The organism is Mesorhizobium sp. M8A.F.Ca.ET.202.01.1.1, from assembly GCF_004791595.1.
Classification (GTDB): Bacteria; Pseudomonadota; Alphaproteobacteria; order Rhizobiales; family Rhizobiaceae; genus Mesorhizobium.
Window position 1 is genome coordinate 538,643 of record NZ_SRUN01000002.1, and the last position, 23,518, is coordinate 562,160.

The 23,518-nt window shown below is 62.6% G+C and carries 20 protein-coding genes; 3 read left to right on the top strand and 17 right to left on the bottom strand.

All coding sequences use genetic code 11. The features are described 5' to 3' along the window. The first annotated feature begins 140 nt into the window (after positions 1 to 140). Genes tssI through EN845_RS07385 form a run of 3 tightly spaced genes read left to right on the top strand, consistent with a single transcriptional unit; the run spans position 141 to position 3,243 of the window. Complete coding sequence (gene tssI / locus EN845_RS07375) at positions 141 to 2,465, top strand: type VI secretion system tip protein TssI/VgrG (protein WP_135907061.1); 2,325 nt, start codon at positions 141 to 143, stop codon at positions 2,463 to 2,465. 11 nt (positions 2,466 to 2,476) lie between these two features. Further along, positions 2,477 to 2,902 (top strand): DUF6484 domain-containing protein, encoded by a 426-nt coding sequence (locus EN845_RS07380; protein ID WP_135907062.1) that lies wholly within the window; start codon positions 2,477 to 2,479, stop codon positions 2,900 to 2,902. After that, positions 2,902 to 3,243 carry a hypothetical protein gene (locus EN845_RS07385; protein ID WP_135880693.1) on the top strand — a complete coding sequence of 114 codons (342 nt, stop codon included), beginning with the start codon at positions 2,902 to 2,904 and terminating at the stop codon, positions 3,241 to 3,243. The genes EN845_RS07380 and EN845_RS07385 overlap by 1 nt, the downstream gene beginning before the upstream one ends. A 34-nt stretch (positions 3,244 to 3,277) precedes the next feature. Here EN845_RS07385 and EN845_RS07390 read toward each other — a convergent pair whose 3' ends face one another. From EN845_RS07390 to tssA, 17 genes are read right to left on the bottom strand one after another with little or no spacing between them, the layout of a single operon-like run. After that, positions 3,278 to 4,228, bottom strand: a complete 951-nt coding sequence (locus EN845_RS07390) for a hypothetical protein (protein WP_135880692.1) — start codon at positions 4,226 to 4,228, stop codon at positions 3,278 to 3,280. A gap of 23 nt (positions 4,229 to 4,251) precedes the next feature. Then, positions 4,252 to 5,226, bottom strand: coding sequence for a DUF4150 domain-containing protein (locus EN845_RS07395; protein WP_135880691.1), 975 nt, complete (start codon positions 5,224 to 5,226; stop codon positions 4,252 to 4,254). Beyond that, positions 5,227 to 6,252: a beta-ketoacyl synthase N-terminal-like domain-containing protein gene (locus tag EN845_RS07400; RefSeq protein ID WP_135880690.1), complete on the bottom strand. Its 1,026-nt coding sequence runs from the start codon at positions 6,250 to 6,252 to the stop codon at positions 5,227 to 5,229. It lies immediately after the preceding gene. After that, entirely contained in the window at positions 6,249 to 7,352 is a 1,104-nt protein-coding gene (locus EN845_RS07405; protein ID WP_135880689.1) for a DUF2169 domain-containing protein, read from the bottom strand. The genes EN845_RS07400 and EN845_RS07405 overlap by 4 nt, the downstream gene beginning before the upstream one ends. Next, on the bottom strand, positions 7,352 to 7,879 hold the full coding sequence (gene tagF, locus EN845_RS07410) for a type VI secretion system-associated protein TagF (RefSeq protein ID WP_135907063.1): 528 nt from the start codon (positions 7,877 to 7,879) through the stop codon (positions 7,352 to 7,354). Before tagF ends, EN845_RS07405 begins: the two co-directional genes overlap by 1 nt. Next, positions 7,876 to 11,412, bottom strand: a complete 3,537-nt coding sequence (gene tssM / locus EN845_RS07415) for a type VI secretion system membrane subunit TssM (RefSeq protein WP_135907064.1) — start codon at positions 11,410 to 11,412, stop codon at positions 7,876 to 7,878. The genes tagF and tssM overlap by 4 nt, the downstream gene beginning before the upstream one ends. A 1-nt stretch (position 11,413) precedes the next feature. Beyond that, complete coding sequence (icmH, locus tag EN845_RS07420; protein WP_135880686.1) at positions 11,414 to 12,736, bottom strand: type IVB secretion system protein IcmH/DotU; 1,323 nt, start codon at positions 12,734 to 12,736, stop codon at positions 11,414 to 11,416. Positions 12,737 to 12,740: 4 nt separating this feature from the next. Next, positions 12,741 to 14,075, bottom strand: a complete 1,335-nt coding sequence (gene tssK / locus EN845_RS07425) for a type VI secretion system baseplate subunit TssK (RefSeq protein ID WP_135880685.1) — start codon at positions 14,073 to 14,075, stop codon at positions 12,741 to 12,743. A gap of 39 nt (positions 14,076 to 14,114) precedes the next feature. Continuing rightward, positions 14,115 to 14,567: a type VI secretion system lipoprotein TssJ gene (gene tssJ, locus EN845_RS07430; RefSeq protein WP_027059521.1), complete on the bottom strand. Its 453-nt coding sequence runs from the start codon at positions 14,565 to 14,567 to the stop codon at positions 14,115 to 14,117. A 3-nt stretch (positions 14,568 to 14,570) separates the two neighbouring features. Next, positions 14,571 to 16,037 (bottom strand): type VI secretion system-associated FHA domain protein TagH, encoded by a 1,467-nt coding sequence (tagH, locus tag EN845_RS07435; RefSeq protein ID WP_135907065.1) that lies wholly within the window; start codon positions 16,035 to 16,037, stop codon positions 14,571 to 14,573. Further along, positions 16,034 to 17,101 carry a type VI secretion system baseplate subunit TssG gene (gene tssG, locus EN845_RS07440; RefSeq protein ID WP_135880683.1) on the bottom strand — a complete coding sequence of 356 codons (1,068 nt, stop codon included), beginning with the start codon at positions 17,099 to 17,101 and terminating at the stop codon, positions 16,034 to 16,036. The genes tagH and tssG overlap by 4 nt, the downstream gene beginning before the upstream one ends. Continuing rightward, complete coding sequence (gene tssF, locus EN845_RS07445; RefSeq protein WP_135880682.1) at positions 17,065 to 18,939, bottom strand: type VI secretion system baseplate subunit TssF; 1,875 nt, start codon at positions 18,937 to 18,939, stop codon at positions 17,065 to 17,067. Before tssF ends, tssG begins: the two co-directional genes overlap by 37 nt. A 1-nt stretch (position 18,940) precedes the next feature. Further along, a complete protein-coding gene (gene tssE, locus EN845_RS07450) occupies positions 18,941 to 19,696 on the bottom strand; it encodes a type VI secretion system baseplate subunit TssE (protein ID WP_135881127.1) in 756 nt (251 codons plus the stop codon). Next, the gene (locus EN845_RS07455) at positions 19,683 to 20,144 is read right to left on the bottom strand and encodes an Hcp family type VI secretion system effector (RefSeq protein ID WP_032926026.1); all 462 of its coding nucleotides are present in this window, start codon (positions 20,142 to 20,144) and stop codon (positions 19,683 to 19,685) included. Before EN845_RS07455 ends, tssE begins: the two co-directional genes overlap by 14 nt. A 46-nt stretch (positions 20,145 to 20,190) precedes the next feature. Then, on the bottom strand, positions 20,191 to 21,696 hold the full coding sequence (tssC, locus tag EN845_RS07460; protein ID WP_027033815.1) for a type VI secretion system contractile sheath large subunit: 1,506 nt from the start codon (positions 21,694 to 21,696) through the stop codon (positions 20,191 to 20,193). Positions 21,697 to 21,699: 3 nt separating this feature from the next. Beyond that, positions 21,700 to 22,239 carry a type VI secretion system contractile sheath small subunit gene (gene tssB, locus EN845_RS07465; protein ID WP_027033816.1) on the bottom strand — a complete coding sequence of 180 codons (540 nt, stop codon included), beginning with the start codon at positions 22,237 to 22,239 and terminating at the stop codon, positions 21,700 to 21,702. A gap of 6 nt (positions 22,240 to 22,245) precedes the next feature. Then, positions 22,246 to 23,418 carry a type VI secretion system protein TssA gene (gene tssA, locus EN845_RS07470; RefSeq protein ID WP_135907066.1) on the bottom strand — a complete coding sequence of 391 codons (1,173 nt, stop codon included), beginning with the start codon at positions 23,416 to 23,418 and terminating at the stop codon, positions 22,246 to 22,248. Between the last annotated feature and the right edge of the window lie 100 nt (positions 23,419 to 23,518).

Genomic DNA, 23,518 nt, shown 5'->3' on the forward strand with positions numbered 1-23,518 from the left:
GTGCGTCCTCTTTGGTCGGCAGGACAACATGTGGTAGGCTCAACACGGCCTGGTGCGGCGGGCTCTCAAAAGTTCCTGGGCAGATGACGGGAGCTTCAAATCCACCGCGCCGGCGGCCGCGTCCAGGAGGGGCTCGACCCATGCCGAACGAACGTGCCACGGTTGTGCAGACGCCGGTCGGCGCCGAACTGACCTTCACGCATCTTGTCGGCCGCGACGAGATTAGCCGTTGCTTTGCCTATACGGTTGGCTTCGTCAGTCCCAGCTCCGAGATCGATCCGCTGAAGATGCTGGGAGGCATGGTTTCGGTCGAAGGGGAATCCGATCCGGAACGCTGGTTCAGCGGCCTGGTGTCCGAGTTTCGCCTGACTCGCATCGAGGACCGGCTGGCCTACTATGAAGCGGTCGTCAGGCCGTGGCTCTGGTTCCTCGGCAACGTCACCGATTGCCGGATCTTTCAGAACATGACCGCTGTCGAGATCGTTGAAAAGATCTTCTCGAAATACGGCACGGCGAAATTCGAGAAGCGGCTGCAAGGGTCGTACCCCTCGCGCGAATACTGCGTGCAGTACGACGAGAGCGATCTGGATTTCGTGCAGCGCCTGCTCGAACACGAAGGCATCTTCTATTTCTTCGAGCATGACGAGGGCAAGCACACGCTCGTACTGTGCGATGCGATGAGCAAGCTGAAGCCGGCGCCGGGCTACGAGAAGATACCTTATAACTTTGAGGGACAGGGCTCGCGGCGCGACGTCGAATACATCACCGAATGGATTCCGGGCAGTTCGGTGCGGCCGGGGGCTTATGCCCATACCGACTATGATTTCCAGAAGCCTGGCGCCGATCTGATGGCGAAGTCCGCCCAGCCGTTCAGCCACAAGGAAGCCTCCGGCGAGAACTATCGCCAGCCTGGGGCGCATCTCGATGTCGGGCGCGGCGACACCCTGGCCGGCATCCGGCGCGAGGAACTCCAGGCCGTGCACCAGCGCATCACCGCGGTCGGAACCGTGCGCGGCCTCCATTCCGGCTGTACGTTCAAGCTGGAAAGCTTTCCGCGCGATGACCAGAACCAGGAGTATCTGGTTGTCAGCGCCGAATACAGGTTGTTCGATCCGGGCTACAGGACCCAGAACGAAGCCCACAGTGAGAATTACAAGATCGTGCTGGGTGTCGCGCCGACTGCCTTGCCGTATCGCGCGCCGCGGATCACGGCGCGGCCGATCATGCGCGGACCGCAGACGGCGACGGTGGTCGGCCCTTCAGGCGAGGAGATATTCACCGACAAATATGCCCGGGTGAAGGTGCAGTTCCACTGGGACCGCCTGGGCAAGAAGAACGAAAACAGTTCCTGCTTCGTGCGTGTCTCGCAGACCTGGGCCGGCAGCGGCTGGGGCTTCATCCAGATACCGCGCATCGGCCAGGAGGTGATCGTCGACTTCCTCGAAGGCGACCCTGACCTGCCGATCATCACCGGCAGGGTCTACAATGCCTCGCAGATGCCGCCCTACGGCTTGCCGGGCAATGCAACGCAGTCGGGGTGGAAATCCAACTCCTCGAAAGGCGGCGGTGGTTACAACGAGCTGATGTTCGAGGACAAGGCCGGCTCCGAACTGGTCAATTTCCAGGCGCAGAAAGACCACAACCTTCTGATCAAGCATGACCGCACCAAGCTGGTCCAGCACGACCAGTCGGACCGCATCGACCACGACGCCAAGCATTCTGTCGGCCACAACCTCGACGAGGATGTCGGCAACAACAAGACGGTCAAGGTCGGCGTCGACCAGACCACGAATATCGGCTCGAACGACACCGAGACGGTGGGCAAGAACCGCTCGCTGACAGTGGGTGCAAACGAGACGATAGGCATCGGTTCGAACTCTTCGGAGACGATCGGCTCTAACCACTCGCAGACGGTGGGGATTGTCCAGACGGTCACTGTTGGCGCTGCTCGCATCGACACGGTCGGGGCGTCTGAGACACGAAGCGTTGGCGGGCCGCAAGAGAATACAATCGGTTCGACACGGTCGGTCACGGTCGGCGCGGCGCAGAGCCATACGATCGGGGCCAGCGACAGCTGGAACATATCCGCCAGCCAGAGCATCGAGATCGGCGCGGACCAGGGCATAAAAATTGGCGGCGCCCAGATGGCCGAGATCACCAAAACCCGCAAGACAGAGATAGGCGTCGACGACAGCACACAGGTAGCGGGCGCACATGAGCTGAAGGTTGGAAAAAAGAGCCTGGTCCAGATCGCCGACGACTCGGCCTTCAACGTAGGCAAGAATTATACGCTCGAGGCGAAGGACTCGATCACGCTGAAGTGCGGAAGTGCGGAGATCATCATGAAGAAGGATGGGACGATCAACATCAAAGGCAAGGATATTTCCATTGATGCTTCCGGAAAGATCAGCGGCAAGGCATCCGGCGATATCCAATTCAAGGGCAGCAAGATCCACCAGAATTAGAGGGACGAAGCATGGCTGAAGTTCGTGATCGCATCGATGGTGTCGTAATCGGCATTTTCCTGGGATTTGACGACACATCGCCGCTGGTCGTCTTTCCTGGAAACCCTGTCGAGACAGCGATCGCCGCGCGAAGCCTGATCAAACTCGATGCCAGCATGATCGGCGCTGAAGTTGCGCTGCTCTTTCGGGAGGGTGATCCCTTGCAGCCGCTGATCGTGGGTAAACTCGTGGAGCCTTCGCGTCGGGCTCACGCGCAGCAGATCGTGCGTGACGGTGAATTGGTCCACATTGTCGGCAATGAGCGCATCGAACTGCGTTGCGGCAAGTCCGTAATCATCATGGAGAAGGATGGCCACATCACCATCCGGGGAACCTATGTCACCAGCCACGCCAGTGCGGCCAATCGAATCCGCGGCGGCTCCGTGAACCTGAACTGATGCCGGTGCCAATCCTCTACGAAATCGTGCGCCAGCATGTGGAACAGGCAGCCTTCCTGTGGACGGTATACCATTACCATTTGCTGCATCCTGATGAAAACCCGGACATGGATGATGAGCGCCTTGCGAGGTTGATAGAGCGCCTTGAAGCTTTTCTCGATGGAGCCAGGGTCGCGGGTGAGGCCGGCCGAAAGATTGCGCAACAGCGCTTCGAAGAGTTCCCGGAAGCGGGAGAACTGTTCGTGGTTCAGATGCTCTCCGCCCAAAAGCCGATCCGCATCATCGACCTTGATCTTGCCAAGGTGCAGCGCTTTATAGAAGTCAATTTGGGAAAGGCCTGAGGTGACCCTCGACAGGGTAACGTTCCGAGGCAGACTATTCCGATCTTTCGAGAAGTTCGGGAGGCACAGGCATGAGAGTCCAGCCCATGCCGTCGTGACGAGCCAAGCCTTCACGATCGAAATACCAGATGATGCCTTGCTTGACCTCGATGTTCTTCGGGCTGCGATACTCGGCGGGCAGGGGTAGGGTGTCCAACAGGGTCAGCTTGGTGTCGAATATGAAGATTGCTGTCTTACCCAACACATAGAGTTTCGAGCTATCGAGGCGGATACGGAGGAACTTCTCGAGCAAACCTTCGACGGAGGCGTCCTCCATCGTGCCAGGTCCTGTTCCCGTAACAATGGTACCGCCGCCGCCCACGGCAACGAGACGCGATGCGTCCACAAAGACAAGATCATACAAGGACTGATTGTTTGGGAGTTCTGCCTGGCCCCATTCCCCATCGTTGTAGAAGTAGAGGCAACCTCGTGCGGCATGCTTGGGGCGGCTGTGGGTGTATCCGCAGACCGCCAGTTTGTTCGGGCTGATCGCGGCGATGCCCTCCAGGAAATTGTTTGCCATTCCATCGACGTCACGCTCGCAAATCCGGACCCATTCATCCTTCCTGGGTCTGAAATAGACTTGGGAACCGTCGCCGCAAACATAGAGGATGCCCGCCTTCTGGGTGATGCCAAGCGTCGAACCAAGATCCTCGGCATCCTCGCTGAGGACGCCGGCACCGGGGATCTTTTCGTAGTCCACGTCCTCGGTCAGAAAGTAGAGGTCGCCCTCGTTGGTTAGAGCGACGAACACATTCTCGTTGTCGCTCTCGAATGGGTAGGCGCAAACGGAAACGACTGTTCGAGGGATGTCGACATCCGCGACCTGTTGCTCCGTCGTGTCCTGAAACATGAGGAAGCGCGAATACGGATCCTCGTCGTCGAGTTCGGTTGGGACCGCGGCGATAAGATCTGGAGCAATGTAGCCCGACGCTCGTATCTTCATCTGCGTACTCCTGGTGTGTCGGTCTATTTTCTGGGCTTTGGCGGCTTCATCGTCTTCTTGGCCTCCTTGCCGGGCAATGGGTTGGAGGTTCTACCCTTCTGGCTGGCCCCGAATGCGCTTTGCTGCTCCTCCACCGCTTCCTTTGCCTTCTTGATGCAATTCGCATTGAGATCCTGAAGGTCGTCGAGACATGAAATGGTTGCTTCGGTAATCTTGCTCATCGGCGCAACGCCGAGTTTGCCCTGCGCTTTCAACTTGGCTTTCGCATCCGCTAGTTTTTTGCCCTTGAGTTTGGCCAGGCCGGGTCGGCCCAGCGTTACGATCTGCTCACGGTCAGCCTCATGAATCCGTTCGTGATCATCAGGACTGAGACAGATGCATACCCCCTCTCCGAGCGTCGGAGCATTGGCGATGCGCGTCGATGTAACGTCCGCGTTCGCCCGACTGCCCGTTCGGAAACACTTGTCCGGTACGATATGGTGTGCCTCGCCGCCATTGTCGTTGCAGACCGCGGCGATCGCGTCATAGGAGCCAATCAGGCATTTTTCCGTGCTGTAAATGACTCCGGCGCCGGTGGCCAGTTTCGGAAAGGTCAGCGTATTTCCCTGCGGTGAAGCATGATTGTTGGTGGACAGGTCCGTCATCCGGTTGACGGGCTCGCCGTCGGCCTTGACATTGCTCGACCAGGCGACGGCGTATTCCTTGCCGGTATTCTTCGATGTGATGATGCCCTTCTTGGTCGCGCAGCCCGCTTCAGTGCCACTTGTCTTGGTGTAGTAGGATTTGTTTTTCTGCGTGATCGTCTGGCCACCGATCTTGACGGTGCTGGTGCCTTTGTCCGTGTCGCTGTCGAAGCCGAAAGAAGGATAGGGAATCGGAACGCCAGGGGGCGTTGCCGGATTCTCCGGCGGCGTGAAGCAGACATCAGGAAAGGCCGCTATGACCTTGTTACCCTGCGCCTTGCAGGCGACTTCCAGACTGTTGGCGTAGACTGTCATCTATGCAGCCCTCGCAGCAAAGATGGCTGCGCCGCACGCGCCGGAGTCTTCGGACGCCTCGATCAGGACCGGATTACCGGCCGCGTAGCCCTTCCTTGCCGCCGCGAAGGCCATGCCGATCATCACAGGCACCGCCGCCGCTCCGATATTTCCAAGCGATTCACCCGGCGACCACAGGTCTTGAAAGTCATGCGCACCCCGCACGAGCCGAAGGCTTGCCAGGGCCGTTTGCTTGAACCAGTACTGCTCTCCGATAAGGTCCGAAATACGGAACCCCAACTGGTTCATCTCGATGCCGGCCTCCTTCAGCGCGTGCCGATAGGCGGTCGTCAACCCGTCCCCGCGCAGCGGTTCGTCAGCCTCGTTGTAGATGTATGCATTCTCTCGGGCGAGGCCCAGACCGTGCAGCCTTAGTCCGGATCCATGACCAGCATGGGTGCACAGCACAGCGGCCGCGGCCTCGCCTGGAATGAAGCCGTTCGGATTGTTGGTGGCCAGCAAGCGACGGTTCGCCAGATAGAAGCCTATCGCCTCGGGAGTGAGGTAGCTGTCCACCCCTGCAACAATGACTGCTGAGGTTCCCCCTTCGGCCAGCAGCCGGCGCGCCTGCTCAAGTGCTACCAGTCCGGATGGCCGGCCATGCGATATGGTGCGCGATCGTGGGTCGACGGCCATCTCAAGGATCGCGCATACATTTCGCACGAGCGCGGAGGCATCCTGGACGGGTGAACCAGGCCGCGACGCCTCTGGAAGGCACAACAACATCGGCGTCCGTTCGCGTGCCTGTGGCACCGTGGTGCATATCTCGCTTATCGCGGCCGCCAGCATATGGGTCATACGCTTCTGGCCGATCCATTTTCGCGGCATGGTGACAGGGGAGCCAAGCAGCCACTCGCCTTCATCGTCGGCGTACTGCGTCTCCTTGAAGCCGTCCAGGCGGGCGCGGAGCGCCGCACAAGACGACGGCGCATCAAGGCCGACGGCCGTCACCATCCCGGTCGCTACGATGTCGAGCGCAGCCGTCATGCGTCCTCTGCCTCCGGCTGGATCGGCTCCGCGATCGGCCGGACATATGGCTTCTTGACGGCTTTGGCGTGGAGCATGCCTGGTGTCGGCGGCCCGACCCAGCATTCGGTAAAGTCGAGGATCGTGCGCTGGAGGCGTTGCGACACACGCCAGACCAATGAAAAGCGCCGATTTTCGGTGTCGAACAAAACAGTGTCCGGATGAATATCGGCCTCGAATGCCTTGGTGTAGCCCTTGAACATTGCAACTTTGATGGCCGTGGCTGGCATTCTGAAATGTTCGCGCCCCCTTGGCGTCAAATTGATCAGCTGCATTTCCTCGCCACCGCGCGGCGGATCGATTTGCTGGTCGGGCGGGGCCACCTGGAAGTAGCGTTCGTCGAAGTCCGGCGGCAGAAACGGGAAAATGTTGTTGGCCCAATTGTCGTCATAGGTGCCGCCATATTCGATACGGCCCGGCCAACCGCGGCCCATCGGGCCAAAGCTCATCGGCTTGTAGTCGCCGAAGGGCGAGCGGATCTCTTCGCCGACAGCTTGCGTGTTCGGCAGACGCAGGCCGGGGATGAGGCGCTGGTTCCTGATGCGCGACCACCCGGTTCCGACTGGGTTGTATTTGTAGCTGGCCGGCAGCTTGTCCTCCGGATCCAGCCTGTCGACGCCACCCCAGGCGACGTCATAGGAGATGGGCAGTTTCAGGAAGGGTTGCGGCGATGTGGCGGTAAAAACCGGGCCGATGGCGCGCCATTCGCGGTGGCCGACGACCTCGAACAGTTTTGACCAATTGCCAACCTTGATGCCGACCGGCACGCGCTCGGCCGGGCGCCCGCCCGGCGCATAGGCGCAGCCATTGGCGATCACGTCGCAGCGCGGTTTGCGGAAGGCGAAATCGGTTTCCCATAGCGTGGCGGAGTAGCCGGGTTCACCGGTTTGCGTGTCGGCAAAAACCAGCGGCACCTGTTCTGCCGATCTGTGCACCAGCCCGCCGGGCGTTGCGGGAAAGTCGAACGTGCCCTTGACCACCACGACGACCCACTCACGCCCGGTCGTGTCAGCGCTCACGCTGAACTCGTGCCGGTAACCCATCTGGTTCCAGATCCGCATCAGCTGGTCTCCCAACTGGCGGCGAGAATCTGTTCTAGCGTCGTTTGCGGCGATTGCGGATCGATGTCGAAAATGTCCGAACGGGCTGTCCACATCACCATGTCGCCGATGACTTCTTCATCCGGCTCGACAGGCGGCACCGGCAGTCCGGCCAGCGTGGCATCCAGCTCGTCTGGCGTCAGCTCACCGTTCTGGGCGGCGATGGCCGCCTCTTCGATCGCGGAAAACCACGCCTCGGCGTCGGCCAGCAAAACCGGAGCTTCAGAAAGCTGCGCAACGACGCTCAGAGGAAACTTCCTGCCGACCCTGTCGGCGCTTTGCACAATGATGCCTGCCGATGCGCCGAAGGACGCCGGGCCGGCCAGAAAGCGCAGCGCGGTTGTGCTTGGCCAAATTTCCGAGCCGAACAGCGGGACGAGATGCTGCGCCAGCCAGCGGTCCCAGCCGCGGACAAAGTCGCCCGACAGCCGCCGCGTCACGAAATCGCCGGTGGCGGGCATTTTGCCGTAGAAGCCGGGCAAGGTCATATCTGTGGCGGACATGAGAATTTCTTGAACATCTGCAAATTGTAGGGGTTCTCGACGCTGGCGGCCTTGAGTTCGAAATCGGCCCACATTCCCTTCGTGCCTAGGCGCAGGCTGTAGACATCGGAGAGCGATGTGCCGGCGAAACGGCCGTTGCGCAGCATCCTCAGCCACGCCCAGCTGCCAGTCTCGTTGAGCATGATTTCGGGCGAACCGTCGATCGGCTGGAAGGCGAGCGAGATGACCCCGGTGCCGTCCTTGCCCGGCCAGGTCATCGGTTGCGGCCGCGTCGCATTGTTGAAATAGACGAGGGTCTGACCATCGAGATTGAGCGTGACGCGCGTAACGTTGGGAGACAGGTCCTTCGGTTCGAGCGTGAAGCTCATCACTGGCCCAGTACCACCGGGAAAGAGATCGTCGCGGATATGCCTGGCCTGCTCGAACGCCGCCAGCGCCGAAGGATCGAGGCCGAAATCGGCACGCCATTTCCATGGCTGGCTGGTGGTGTCGACATAGTTGATCAGGTGGTCGTTGATGAAACCGTCGATCAATCCGGCCGGTCCAAACAGGCGGGCGAAATCATGCACATTGACATCCACCGCGCTGTCGGCGCTAAACGGATAGCGGTCGTTCAACGCCGCCTGGCAGAAAGGCAGTATGTCCGCGCGCCAGATGGCGTTGAGCTCCGATGTGACCGCCTTTTGCGTCAAATTGCTGGTGTCACCGGCAATTCCGCTAAGCCAGACATTGATGGGGTCCGGCAGGATCTGTGCTTGCCTCGCGACGGCACCGGTCAGCTCGGCGAGGCCGCCTTGCTTCTTGATGGCATCCTGCGGATTGGGGTTGGCGGTGACCGTCTGCAGGACGTTCGACAGCGCGGTCAGCGCGACAACGGCGGCATCCAGTGCCGGCGGCTGGCCGTCGACCTCGGCAATGGTGCTCTTCAGCGGTTTGAAATGTTCGGCCACCAGATTGCCGGTCAGGTCCACCTCGCTGGCTGACCCGGCGCGGGGCAGCAGCTTCGCACCGCTCGTCGCCAGCTTGCCGAGCTTGCCGAGCTTGCCGAGCAGTTTCGAGGCGCCCTTGGCCGCCGACTTATCGTCGGCGGGGGCCTCATCGGAGCGCGTCAGTTCGGTCTCCTGGACGACCGCCGTCAGCAGCCGTTTCAGCGCGGAATCGGCACTTGAGAGATCCTTCAGATTTTCGCTGGCGACATTGAGATCGGTTAGTGGCGCGAGCCGCATGTCTCGCAGGAAGCTGTCCCATTGTGCGATGTAGTCGTCATAGTAGAGTTTCAGAATATCCTCGGACAGCGCCGAGACCGAGGTCTCGGAGTTTTCCGAGCAGCCGCCGGCGAAAACCGCGCGATCGAGTGCCGCCTGGGCGGCGACATCGTCGATGCGGTCGAGAATGGCGTCGTGGAAGCCGGCATAGGTGAAGGCTCCGTAAATGCCGACGCGAAGTGTCTTGTCGGAACGCCGCGCAAACACCTTGCCACCATTGGGGCCGGCAAAATTGGCAGGGATCCACTCCTTGAGCCCGGCCACCTCCGGATCGGCCAGCAACTGCTTGTAGGCCCGCGCCGGCAACGAGATCGTGCACACCGTTTTCAACGCTTCGGCAACCAGCGCCTGGTCGGGCGCGACATAGCTTTCGTCGACCGCCATACGGCGGATCGCGGCAAGCTGATGCTCTTCGGCATCGGCGGTCGGAAAGGGTGCCGCGGCGGCGAATTCCGGCAGGCTGTTCACCCACCAGTTCTGGGCGAAATCGGTGTCCATCTGCGACAGGCCCGTCATCATGCGATAGGTCTTCAACGCGCCGAGCATGAAATCCGGATCGCGGATCTGCCGCCACATGGTCGCCTCGAGCAATGCGACCATGCGTGGTTCAAGCACGTTGCGCAGGGCGTGGTCGTACGTGTCGGCCTGGGCCCGCACCAGTTCCGCCGAGGCCGATGGGCCCAGCAGATCTTGGGCGCTGCCCGGCGGTGCCGTCTTGGCATTCGCGACCGCGTCCATCGCTTCGAGAGCGCCGTCGATGTCGGGTTGCTGCACCGATGCCGGATTTGCAGCAGCGGAAGTCAGGGGCGCTTGCAGCGCTTCGAACTGGCCTGCCTGTGCCGTGATCGCGTTGCGGTTGTCAAAATAGGACCAGGTGAACAGCCCGCCGGCCAGCAAGGCCGCCCCCGCGCATGCAGCCGCCGCACCGCGCCAGATCCAGGCGCGGCGGCGCTGCGCCAGCGGATCGAACGTGCCGAGGCCGGCTTCCTTGAAGATGACCTCGGTGAGCAGGTTCTTCAGGAAGAAGCTGCGTTTCTCGACCCTCGGTGCGGGCAGGGCCCGCCGTGGCGGCAGGCCGAACGACGACGACAGCGCCGCGGTCAGTCGGTCGATGGGCGCTCCTTCCTGCGTCGCCGATGTCAGATAGAGCCCACGCAGCCAGGCGGCCTCTTCATACCGGCTTTCGCCGAACATCGCCTTGATCAGCACCTGGATCGGTTCGGACAGGCTGGACAGTTGGGCGGGAAACCTGAAGATCTCGGCACGGGCGGCCAGTTTGTCCTCATCCTCCAGGCGCGGCACCAGCCGCCGCTCGAGTTCCGTCGAGAGCGTCGAAATTTCGCGTTCGATGGTCTTGGCGTCCACACGCGCATCCAGCGCGAAGGTCGTTCCCCAGACCTGCTCGCGCGCGGGGGTGGACAGGCTGCCGAAGAAAGCCTCGAAACCCTTGATCAGATCGGCCTTGGTCAGCATCAGATAGACCGGGAGGCGGATTTCGAGCCGGTCGTTGAGTTCGGCCAGCCGGCGGCGGATTTTGCGGCCATGTGCCTTGATGGCTTCGTCACCCTCCGAAAGCACGTCGATCGAAAGCGCGACGATCACACCGTTGAGCGCGCGGCGGCCGCGATGCTTCTTCAGAAGGTCGAGGAAGCCCAGCCATTCCGCCGCGTCGACATCGGGCTGGCTCTCCTGTTGGACATAACGGCCGGCGGTGTCGATCAGAACCGCGTTCTCGGAAAAGAACCAGTCGCAGTTGCGCGTGCCGCCGACCCCTTGCAAATCGTCGGTGAGGTCGATCGGGAAGTTCAGTCCGGACTGCCGCAGGGCCGTGGTCTTGCCGGTGGCTGGCGGCCCAACGATCACATACCATGGCATCTCGCGCAGGAACTTGCGCCCGCCGAGCTTGCGGCGCTTCAGTTCGGCCATCACCTCGGCGAATTTGGCACCCACGGCCGCGACGTTTTCTTCGCCAGGCCCGAGGGGCTTCTCCGCAACTGGTGGGGCGATCTCGGCGACGAACATGCGATTGGCGCGGATGGCGCGGCGCTGCGCGATAATCAGCCAGACCAACCACAGGATGATCAGCCCCGCGATCATGGCAATGCGCACATTGTCGGAATCGAAAGGCGAATAGGGACCGATCCTGACGATCGGACCGAACACCCAGATCACCAGCGAAAGCAGCGTGATGCCGATCAGCGTCCACAGCCAGCGCGATGTCAGGACCGCCCACAGGAAGCGCAGGATGAACATCTCACAGCCTCTTTTCGACGAGCACCTCGACACGGCGGTTCAAGGCTCGCCCCTCGCGCGTGCTGTCGCTGGCCACCGGGTCGGTGGCCGCGCGGCCTTCGGAATGAACGCGGTCCTGCGGCACCCCGTTCTGCACCAGCATGTCGGCGATCGTCTGGGCGCGCGCCTCCGACAGTCGCTGGTTGGTCGACAGCGGATTGGTCTTTTGCAGGGGAACACCGTCCGTATGACCGATCACGGTGATGTTTCCGATCAGCTCCTGATTGGCGAGGATTACCTTGGCGATCGAACCGATCAGGGGCTCGAAGCCGTCGCTCAGTTGGGGCCGCGACGACTGGAACAGTTCGGGGTTGGAGGCCTGGATGATCAGCTTGGCCAACGAAACGCTTTCGGTGCCGCTGAGGGCGGATTTGAGCTCGGCCGGGGCCCCGGCCTGGAATTCTGGCAACAGCGCAAAATCCACTTTTTCAGGGGGCGGGGCATCGACCTTGGGCGACGTACGGCTGATATCGCCGCGTGTGGGCGGCGGCAGAGCGCGCACAAGGGCGGAAAGCTCGACTGCCTGGCCGCTCAGCCCCATCGACAACCCGATATGGATGGCTGTGGCAACAACCGCCGCGCCGAGCGCCATGACCCAGATCGGAACGATGAAGCGCTGCGGCTCGTCGGATGCGATGACGCCCTTCCAGTTTGGCGACAGCGGCGCACCTTCGGCATCGGCATCGCGCAGGAAGCGTGCCGCGGTCAGGCGAACCGCATTGAGCGAGCGATCGCCTGACCGGCCGGGCACTCGATATTTTCCGCGGAAGCCGAGCGCCATGCAATCATACTGCAGCTCCAGCAATTCGCGATCGCGATTGGGATGGCGCTCCAGTTCGTCGAGCCGCGTGAAGAACTGCGTGCCGGCATCGACATCGCCGCGCAGCATCACCACAAGCGGCTGGCGCGGCCAGGCGCTGGCTCCGCCCCATGGCGTGTTCAGAGCTAGATCATCAAGCAACGCCGCCACGACCCAGGCTGCCTGATCGGCCCGCTCCATCGAGGACCCTGTCGACATTGCCGTGTCGCGTGCCCGAACCAGTTCCTCAAGTAGCCGGGTGCGCAGCGTTTCCGGGTTCTCCGGCGCCAGTGCGCTTTCAAGCTCCGGCGCGAATTCCAGCAAGGGCGCGAATGCGTTGACGAGCGCATTCGGGTGGGTGCGCGACCGCTTTACCGCCGCGCCCGGCAACAGCGGCGCCATCGGCCTCGGCGTCGGCGCGCCGGTCAGCCGTATGCGGGTGCGTTCGCGATCCTCCGACAGTCCGAAAGGATCATCGCGGCTCATGATCTCACCTGTTCACCGAGTAGCAGTCCACCTGCGGCTCGCTTGGCAACACGCCCGAAACGCCGATGACGAAGCCGGGAGCATCGAGCAGCGACGCCCAGTGCTCGCTTTTCTGGTCCAGCTCAAGGCATAGCCGATCGCCATCGTAGGGAATCTCGCGCGGCTGGGAATGAAGCGGTTTCAGCGGAATGCCGGGCAAACGCGATTTCCACAGGCCTTCGAACTGGTCGGCCGAACCGACTGTCGCCTGATTGACGAAGATCTTGCGTAGCGCGTCCTCCGACAGCTCCGAACCGACCCGGATGACGATGCGGCTGGCCACCAGCAGCTTCGGGTTGTCGATGCGGATTTTCCAGACATTGGTCGAATGCCGCATGACCGGCAGCGCACGCGATTTCGGTTCGATGTAGCGCAGGCTGAGGATAAGCGAGCGCAGCGCGTCGGCCAGCGCCATGTACGCGGGCCCCGGTGCCATGTGGTCGTAGGCGGGCAACTCGCCCAGCCGCCGCGCGCTCGATCCATAGGTCGCCATCGAACCGGCGAGTCCGGCAAGTTCCAGGTAAAGCTCGGCAGGATGGAAGACATCCTGCGCCAGCATGTGGGCCAGCCGCGGGCGCGCCGCATTGGCGAGGTTGAGCATCAGCAGGTCTTCGACGCTGCGCCCCGGCCCGCCCATCACCATCTTGCCGTGCGCCTCGGCGATCTGGTCAAGCCCCGTGACGACTTCCAGCAGCAATTGCCGGTACCAGGCCACGGCGCCGGTTACCAGTGTCGGCGGCAGGAAGGTCTCGTCCAGCGCGACGCCGCCATCGGCTCGAACCCCCTTGAGGTCGGCGATCGGCAAGGCGGTGTAGCCACCGACGGACTTGCCTGGTGCGAGCAGCAGCGCCTGCGGAACGGCGATTTCGATTTCTTCAGGGTCCGAACCGCCTTGGACGGCGTCACGTACCGAGACGATCCGCCCATGATAGCGTGCCCCCGAAGTGGCGGCGTGTGCTGGATCGAAGCCGACACCGCCGGGCGGTTCGAGCGGCAAGGCCACCAGCACCGGTCCGGCAGCCGTGTCTGGCGTCACCGGCAACGGCCGCGGCGCGTCCATCATCTCCGGAATGGCGAAAGGTGTTCCGTCCGGGAAGATGCCGCGAGCGGACAGGATGGCGATCTGGCCTGCATCGAGTAACGCCTGGTCCAACGTCAGCTGCTGAAAGCCGAACGTATGCAACTGCCCGGCCTGCAACGCGCCGCGCACGGTCGCCTCGAAGAAACGATCCTGCTGCTGAAAATGCTGGGTCCGCAGGAAAAGACCCTCGGACCACAGCACCCTGTTTGCATCGCTCATGCCGTTACTCTCTGCATTGAGCTTCCCTTGCCCTGGCCGCTAGGCGGAGATACCGCCCTTCCCAATCGTGACATTGATCGTGAATTTTGATCCCGACGACACCGACTTGGTTGTGCGCCAGTTCCTGCCGGTGGGCTCGCGGATCAATGCGACGAAGCCCAGCGCTGTCGCATCCGGCTCGACGGTGATGGTCTTGGACGCGGATTTTCCCGGCCCGACGGCGATCTGGTCGGATCCGATGAGATCGCCTGCCAGCGCCGATCCGGCATCGCCCTGCAGGGCAAAGTAGTCGGCGGAATTGAATTTGCCGGTGCTGCGCAGCCGCATGACGAGAACCGTCACCGGCCGGTCGCCGCCGCCTGGTCCAGGGTTCATGCCTGCCCCACCTGTCACATTGATGGTGATTACCGAAGGTTTCGGCGGACCGCTCTGGCAAGCCGCAAGCAGTCCGGTTGCGCCCAGGGCAACGATGAATTCGCGTCGGTCGATCATGTCTCACTCCTCCTCATATGCATCCCGAAAATCGGCGCCGATTTCGCCAAGAAAGCTTTTTTCCGCACTCTCGGCGATTTCACGATGGCGTTTCTGGTAGAGCTCCCACAGCTTGGCGCCGCGCCCGCCCGAAAGCAGGGTGCCGATCGCGGAATTCGATTTGAGCTCCTGCTCGATCGCTGCCGGCTCAAAACGGTCGACCATCCGCCGCAAGGCGGCCTGCACGCCGCGCCAGGCGCGCACGTGATGTTGCGCGAGATCGCGAACCGCGTCGGCGATTGCCGCTTCGCCGGCGAGAAAGCCGGGGCTGCGTTCGGCAATAAGAGTGACGATGGCGTCGTCGACCGTCGGCAGGAACTTCAGTGGATTGACTTCGGAAGCCCCTACCATGGTCTGGGCGACACGGGCATTGCCCTTTTCCTCGGCCCGCTTGCGCAGAAGCTGCATCAGGCCTTCCATCATCAGCCGGTATTCGCGGCCGAACTTCTCCATTTCCGCGATGCTGTCGCGGCCAGGGAAATCGGCTTCCTCGACGCCCATGCCGTGCAGGAATGCGGAGCGAAGCGCCTTGTCGCCCGGCTGGGCCACTGCCGGCTGGCGGGCGGGCGTAGCGGCAGCACCTGTCCGCGCCGGGACGGGGCTATCAGCCGCCTGCCCGGGCAAATCCCAGGGATTGGCGGGTCGCTGGGCGACGCGCTCGCGCTGGCCAGTCGAACCGACGCCGTTTGCCGAACCGGTCGCGGCGGCGGGTCCGAAACCAAAATCATCGCTGAAATCGGACGGTTTTCCATGAGCGAGTTGGGCTTCACGGCCGAGGGACGGCACGGGGTCGAGGCTGAATGGATCCGTTTGGCTCGCCGCGCCGCCCGGTTCGAGGTAAGGGGTGGCGTCTTTCGCCACAGGCGTCGAAACCGGATCGAGGCTGAACGGGTCATCGAAAGCAGGCGAACTGCGCCGGCTGGAGGCGGCACGCTCGAACGCGCCCGCAACCGGCTGCTCGAACGGATTCGGCAGATCAGCCGGACGTGGCCGTCGCGGCTCCTCCTCGACCTTGGCGGAAAAGAAGTCGTCACGGCCGATGCTCACCGGCGCCCGCGATGCCGGCGGCAAGCGTTCCGCAACCGGCTGGCTGGCGGCAGGTGCCTGGGCAGTTGGCGTCTGTAGGTCGACATGGACGACGTAGTCGCCAAGTCTCAGCCGCATGCCGCTTTGAAGGCGCGTCGACTGGCCGGCACCAAGCGGGCTGTCGGAGTCGTTTATGAAAAGTCCACTGCTCGACATGTCTGTGACGAAATAGCCGTCTCGCCCGCCAGTGATCTTGCAATGGGCGCGGGAAACGAACATGTCGGGATCGTTGATCTGCCAGCCCGCGTCCGCACTGCGGCCGATCACCAGCTCACCTTCGTCAAGCCGGGTCTGCCGTACCGCCTGGGTGCGTGGCCCTTGCTCCAGCGTCAGCAGCAAGCTCATGCCGCGACCCCCGCCATTTCCGGCCGCCATCCGACAATTGTCCGCAGCCGCAGATCGTCAGCATCGCCCCTTTCGGCGGGCCGCGCAAGCCAGGCGGTCCGGCCAAGCTGGACCGCTCCGAGACGGGGTGGAGGCACCGCTTCAAGCGCCAGCACGATGCGCAGGTCGACGTCGAGTGATTCCCCGACCATGTCGCGAACGGCGTGCTTGAACAGTTTGAGACGCGCGCCTCCCGGTAGGAAGGCCTTGAACTCCTCAAAGGAGAGAGGGCCGACGCGCAGCTCGATCCTGCTTTGGCGGTTGAAAACGCGCGGGCCGATCGTCGCCCCCCGGCCGAGCCCCGCATAGGCTTTTGCGAGGCGGGTCTGCAGCCCGGTTGGTATGGTTATCCAGGCGGCGATGAACTCCTTGATCTGAACCGGCACCCTGAACGCTTCCGCCAGAAACAACGTCAGCCGTTCCGGACCGTCGACCTGGCTGGCGAGCGCTGCGGCTTGACGAAGCTTAACAATGTCGAGATCAGGATTTTTGGCGCCGGGAAGTCCGATCCCCGCCATCGCTTCAAGCATGGCGCGAACGCGGCCGCCGACCGCGCGCTCGACCTGGACCGCCGGATGCGCATCCGCCCAGGCCCGGTAATAAAGGGCAATCATACGGTGCTGGAGGATGTTGACGAAGTCTACGAAGGTCGTGTCGCTGGTCTGCTGTGCGTCGGCACCGGCGAACCAGCGCTGCGACAGGCGGTCAAGCACCCAACGCGTCAGATGCAGCGGCATCGGCCCTTCGGGCCCCAACAGACCGAGATTTGAAACGGTGACTCGGGCCGGTGCCTTGTCGGTGGCCTCGCGGAATTGCGCCAGGTCCCGCGCGGAAAAGGCGAGGCGCACATGCTGGCCGAGCCTTGCCGGCTCGCGGTCGGGGCGCCCTGAATGGCCGAACAGACCGCTCCGCTGTTCGAGACGGCGCAACAGTTCGAAAAAGTCGAACGCTTCAGACAGACCTTCGGCCCGGTCCGGGCCGCTACTGTCTAGATCAGGTAGCGATTGCCGGGCGTCATCGGCCATGGCACATCCTCCTGCTTCTGCAGCAGCCGCGTGCGGGTTCGCACGAAGCCGTTTATTCCGGCATGACGGGCAAACAGCCGCGCCAGCAAGGCCGAAAGCAGCAAGGTGCTTTGCCCGGCCAGCACCGACTGATCGACATGCAGCGTCACTTCAGTGCCACGCCCGAAGCACATCGGCCCGTCGATCTGCAGCCGTTCGATCACCGACCGCGAGTCGATGCGCACGATCGAGTGGACGTTGCGGGCAAGGCTCGGATCGCCCCGGTCGGCATAAAGATCAAGCAGCGCATGCAGCGGGTCGACGCCGCGGCCTTCCTTGGCGAGGCTGAGAAAGTTGAGCGCCAGCTGCGCCACCAGTCGCCAGGCGAGATCGTCGGCCCGGGACTCGCCTTCGGCCCCGGTGGGCAGTGCCGCGGGGATGGCCGGCTGCGGCGGACGCAACGCACCGAGCAGGCGAACAGATTCGACCGGATCACCGGCCTCCAGCGTCAAGGTCGGATTGTCGTCGAGGATCGGCAGGTCACGGTTGGTGCAAAGCGCCATGATGTCGAGACGCTTCAACGGCCGGTTCGCGGCGGTTCCAAGTGGCCGGGATACGGCCAGGAAGACATCGTCCCCGGTGTATGACGTGCGGGTCAGCCCATCGCGCCGTTCATCCTCAGTCGCCCGGCGTGGGCGCCGTTCCGTGGAATAGACCCAGCCACTGCCGCGGTTCTGCCCGAGGCTGAACAACTCAGGTATCTCGGCGTCGCTGCCTTCACTGTCGGCATCTTCGACGCGGAGGACACGATAGATCTCGAAGTCGCGCGCCCGCGTGCGGTCGGCGTGCAGCACCTGCCGCGTCTTGCGCGCGTCGAGTTCGACGACGTTGCACTCGCGCTCGAACAGATTGATGATCGGCGTCGCAAAAAGTTCGAAATCCGCCGGCGTCAGATCGGCGAGTTCGGGCGCCGGGCGGCGGAACAGGAAGATGATCTCGAGTCCGCCCTCGCATTTGCGCACCACCGGCTGCAGCGCCGAGACCCTCACATAGTGAAAGCGTTCCGGCATGACAAAGTATTCGCGCAGCAGGCGGTACCCTTCGAATGTCGGGCGGGTGCGCGGCATCAGGGCCTCGTCGTCGCTGATGCCGACCATTTCGGGTGCCGGCAAGGGCGACAGCCGGTTGGTCTTGCCTTCCGGCCTTGCGCCTATGGCCACGCAGGCGCCGAAGATCGCATCGAACAAAAGCGGCGCCTTGGTGCGTCCGGCAAAGTAGAGGTCAAGCTGGTCGAGCGCCAATTCGTCGAGTTTGCCTTTTCCGGTCCGCGTCAGAGCCAGACGCAGCGCCGCCTCGCCGCCGGTGTCGCCGATCGGCCCTATGCCGGCCGCCGCCAGCGCACTGCGATCCTGAAAATAGCTGACCGAAGTGATTGCTATCGGCCACAGCGTCATGTCTTGCGCTGTGGAGAAGGTGCAGCGCGTCGACAGGCCGGGCTGCAGGCTGGAGACCAGCCGCGTGTTGCGCTTGACGACGTGGCCGGCGGGCATGGTCTGCACCTGCTGGCCGGGTTTCAGCACGGCCATCGCTGTCGCCGGCGCCGGCGTGACCAGATCGGGATAGAGAACATCGAGCACGCTGCGCGAAAATCGCGAGCGCTCGGCGTCGACTTTCAGCCGGGTGCGTGCGGCGAGGAAGGCGACGCCGTCCAGCAGCCGTTCGACATAGGGATCCGGGCAGGGCACAGTATCGAGGGACAGGTTGCGCGCCACTGCCGGATGCATGTCGGCAAATTCCGCCGCAAGGCCGCGGATATGGGTCAGTTCCTCCTCGTAATATTCGACGAAAACCCGATCCATCTCAGGCGTCCCTAATTTCGGTCCGCGCCAAGCCGTTGTCGAGATTGATCGTGGTGCGCAGGCGCATGCGTTCCGGTGTCGGCGTCATGATCAGCACGGCATCGATCTCGATCTTTAGCCCTACGGTCTTATCACCAAGGGTGACGGTAACCTTCGTCGCACTTTCCTTGAGGCGGGGCTCGAAGGTGGCGAGCACCGAGCGGATTTCGCGCGCCAGCACGTCGCGGTCAAAGTCGCGGGACGAACGTCCCGAGAAGGAAGGCACGCCGTAATTGACCACGCTTCGGCGGACCTCCGGAAAATCGGCGAGCGACGGTGGGTTGTCCGCCATCTGCTCGTTCTCCAGGTCGGAAAGCAGCGGTGTGGCCTCGAAGCGCTCGGTGTTGAACAGAGCCTCGATGTCGCGCCGCACCGCTTCCCTGAGCACGCGGGCCGATACCACCACACCACGGCTCTCGATCTCGACGCGGTGCTGGGTCTGAAAGGCCAGGCGATGCAGACGCCGTTTCTGATCGGGCGTCAACTCCGCATCCGCGTCGATGCTCCGCGCACTGCCGGCAACCAGGGTGTCGAGACGGTCCGCGCCAAGCTCGTTCAGTAGGACATGGCGCAGCCCGTCTATCTCCGAGGTCAGGCCCGGCAGGTCGTTGACGAGGCGATCCCACAGCGACGGCTGGACGGCCTCGCTTTTCGCCCGCAGGCTGCCCGCGATCTGCTGCTTGCCCGCGCCGGGCCGCCGAACCTCACTTGCCGACATAGACATCCATTTCGGCTTCATCATTGCCGTCATAGACGAACTTGATCTTCTTGTAGGCGAAGCTGACCGCTTCCTCGATCAGGTCTGCCTCATCGTCAGCTTGCGACATGTCGTATTCCATGATCGAGGCGTCGGTCAGCGTAACGACCAGGTAATCCTTGCTTTCGCCATCGATGGTCCGACGTGCCGAAAACACCACCTCATTGAGGGCCTTGTTCTCGAACAACGCCTTTGCCAGGTAGGGCGAGGATTTGTCATAGTGTTTGGTGAACTTGATCATGCCCATGGACACGCGGCCACGGCGTGAGAGCGAATTCGGATCATAGGGTGCGACCATCTTGTAGTCGACGCCATGGACTTCGATCTCGTCCGAGTGGCCGTCGCGGGTGCTGGGGCCCTTGATATCGGGGACCTTCAGAAAGCCATCAATCTTCATGGTCGTGGGCATTTTCTCTCTCCACCGCTTTTAAAAACCAAGATGTTGTTGCTGCAAATCAAGTCTTCACGGACGGCAGTTCCGACACCAGTCGGAGCGAGGCATTGATGCCCTCCAGCTGGTAGTGCGGGCGCAGATAGAAGCGGGCATTGTAGTAGCCTGGCCGCCCCTCCACGCTGTCCACCTGGACCTCGGCAGCGGCAAGCGGACGCTTGGCGCGCGCCTTGTCGTCGGCAAAGGCCGGGTTGGCCAGCACGTAGCGGTTGATCCACTCGGTCAACCAGATCTGCATGTCGGAGCGCTCCTTGAACGAGCCGACCTTGTCGCGCGCAATGGCCTTGAGGTAGTGCGCGAAGCGCGAGACGGGGAAAAGATAGGGCAGGTTGGCGCTCAGCCGCTCGTTCGACTGTGCATCGGGATCGACCAGCCGGCCGGCACGCGTTTCGTCGTCCTGCAGCGAATGGGCGCCGATGAAGGCCGCCAGATCCGTGTTCTTACGGTGCAGGATCGGCATCAGGCCGAGCTTGGCCAGCTCGGCCTCGCGCCGGTCGTCGATGGCGACTTCGGTCGGGCATTTCATCGCGATCGAGCCATCATCGGTCGGGAAGCTGTGCACCGGCAGATTGAGCACGGTGCCGCCATTCTCGACGCCGCGGATTTGCGTGCCCCAGCCGAAAAGCTTGTGGCTGCGGTTGATGTTGACGCCCATCGGGAAGGCGGCGTTCATCCAGACGTATTTGTTGTGGTCGCCCTGCACCTCCTCCTCGAAGGTGAAGCCCTTCACCGGAACGGTATCGGTGCCATAGGGCAGCCTGGCCAGAACGCGGGGCATGGTCAGGCCGATGTAGCGGGCGTCCTCGCTCTCGCGCAGCGACTGCCAAGAGGCATAGGCCGGGTTGGAGACGATCTGCTGCAGGTCTTGCGGGTTCGGCAGTTCCTGCCAGCTGTCCATGCGGAACAGGCGCGGCGAGGCGGCTGCGATAAACGGCGTGTGCGCCGAGGCGCAGATGCCGGAGATATTGCGCAGCAGGCCGACGTCGCGCGGGTGGTTGGAGAATTCGTAGGCACCGATCACACAGCCGATCGGCTCGCCACCCAGCATCGAATACTCGTCCGTATAGACCTTCTTGAAGATCGGGCTCTGGTCCCACATCTGGCCTTCATAGTCTTCGAGCGTGTCGCCCAGCTGTTCCTTGGAGATGTTCATCACCCGGATCTTCAGCTTCTGGTCCGTCTCGGTGTTGTTGACGAGATACCAGAGGCCGCGCCAAGTGCCTTCCATCTCGCGCACTTCCGGTGCGTGCAGGATCTCGTTGACCTGTGCCGTCAGCATCTTGTCGATGCCCGCGATCAGCGACTTGATCGACTTGATCGCATTGGACGAAATGGTCGTGGTGTCGGAACGCGACTGCGCCGCGAGTGCCAGATTGCGCACGAGTTGCTGCAGCTTCTCGCTGTCGTCCTTCTTGACCTTGAAGTCCTTCTCGAGGAGGCCGCTGAATTCGTCGAGGTTTATGGCTTCGGCCTCGGCGGCGACGGCGGCGGTCTTTTGCTGTTCGGCCATGGTTTACTCCCCTGCCTTGTCGTCGTCGGCGAGCGCCTGGCCGGCGATCTTGCCAAGCAGCGGCTCGTTGTTCAGCAACTGCGCGATGCGTTTTTCGGCGTCGACACGGCCGTCCATGAAGCCGAGCAGTTCCTCGAGCTGGCGGCGCATCTTGAGGATCTCGGCCAATTGCGGCACCTGCGCGGCAATTTTGTCGGGAGCGAAATCACCCATCTTGGTGAAGGTGAGATCGAGCGCCAGTTCCTCGTCGCGCTCCTGGCCTTCGGCCTGTGGCAGCGTGTTCTTCACTCGGGCTTTGACGCGCGGCCCGAGCGCCTCCATGAATTTGGGGAAGCGGTTGGCGTCGGTCTCGACGAAGGATCGGTCCAGCACCGATTTTGACGCTTCCTTGGTCTGCGAAGCGCCGGAAAGGTCGGCCATCACCGCCATCACAAACGGCAATTCGATCGTGGTCGGGCTACCGTAGGTTTCCACGTCGTAGGCGATCTGCACCCGCGGCGCGCGATTTCGTTCGATGACCTTCGCTTTGCTTTCGGCTGGCATGTGCTGTTACCTTTCATCCTTCTGGGCCGTCTTCTTGACATCGGGAACGCCGGCAAGGAGCCGGAATTCCTTCAGCCCAGACGGGGCGAGATCTTCCATCAGTTCAACGAAATCCATGTGCACCATGCGGCGCACGCGCCGTGCCAGGTGCGGTATAGGGCTCGACGGTTCGGTGCGGTCGTAGAAGGCGACGACCAGGTCGAGGCACTTCACCACGTCGTCGCGCGAGGAGATCCGGTCGGGAAGCCCCGTGCTCGAGTCCGAGTAGCTTGCCGCACTTGTCATAGTATCGGCTCCACGACCGTTTCGAGCAGGCGTTGCCAGTTCTCCCGGGTTGGGCGTCTTGGCCGAGCCATTCGCCACGGCGCCGGCTGCCGAGTTCCGTTCGAGGGTCGTCAGCAAACGCTGGAGAAACCGCTTTAATTCCGGAACGGGAGCGCCGCCGCCTTCGAGGCGGGCGTTTAGGGCGGTTTCGACCGCGTCAAGAGCTGCGATCGCTGCCCTGGTGTCGGCGACGAGCGCGACCATCTCTGCGCCGGCCTGATCGATCTGTGCCGCACATCCGGCACGCACCCGGTTCAACAATTGTCCGTGGGCGCTGACCAGTGCGGCCTTTTCCGCCGTGTTCAATCCCGAGGCGGCTTCCTGGAGCATGATACGGTCGTCGAGCGCGCTTTGTTCCAGGTCGCGTCCGCTGATCGGTCCGATCGCGCGTGGCGTAAAGAAAATCATTTGCCGCAGGTTCGCCAGCAACCCGTCCTGACCATTCTGGAGGTCGAGCAGTGCGTTGATACGGCGCAAGGCAGCATCGCGAGGCGTAGCGTTGGGCCGCAGGGCCGGATGCATGGTTTCCCAATGCTGATCGAAGGTCTGCGCGATGAGGGTCAGACCCTGCGCGAGCCCGGCCAGTCCGTCTTCATTGGCCAGCGCACGCGTGACGATGACCAGCAGGCGCAGGTCGCGGCCATGCGCGCGCAAGTCCACCGCCTTTGCCAGCACTGCGGACCAGTCGACCGGAATGGTGCTTTGCGACGTGGGCTTGTTGTTGCCGTCGTGGACGACCTTGACCTCGGGCTCCGTCAGGCGCTCCAGCTCATGAAAAGCCGGGTCGTTGCGCAAATCCTCACCTGACGGGTTTCCACCGTCGAGCGGACTAAGCCAGAGCGCGGCATCAATCACTCAAACCCCCAGCGACCGACCTCATACCGTAAGTGACGCAACGTTATCACAGGGTTGCACTTTACCACAATTAAACGACGGCTCAAAAATTAACAGAAGC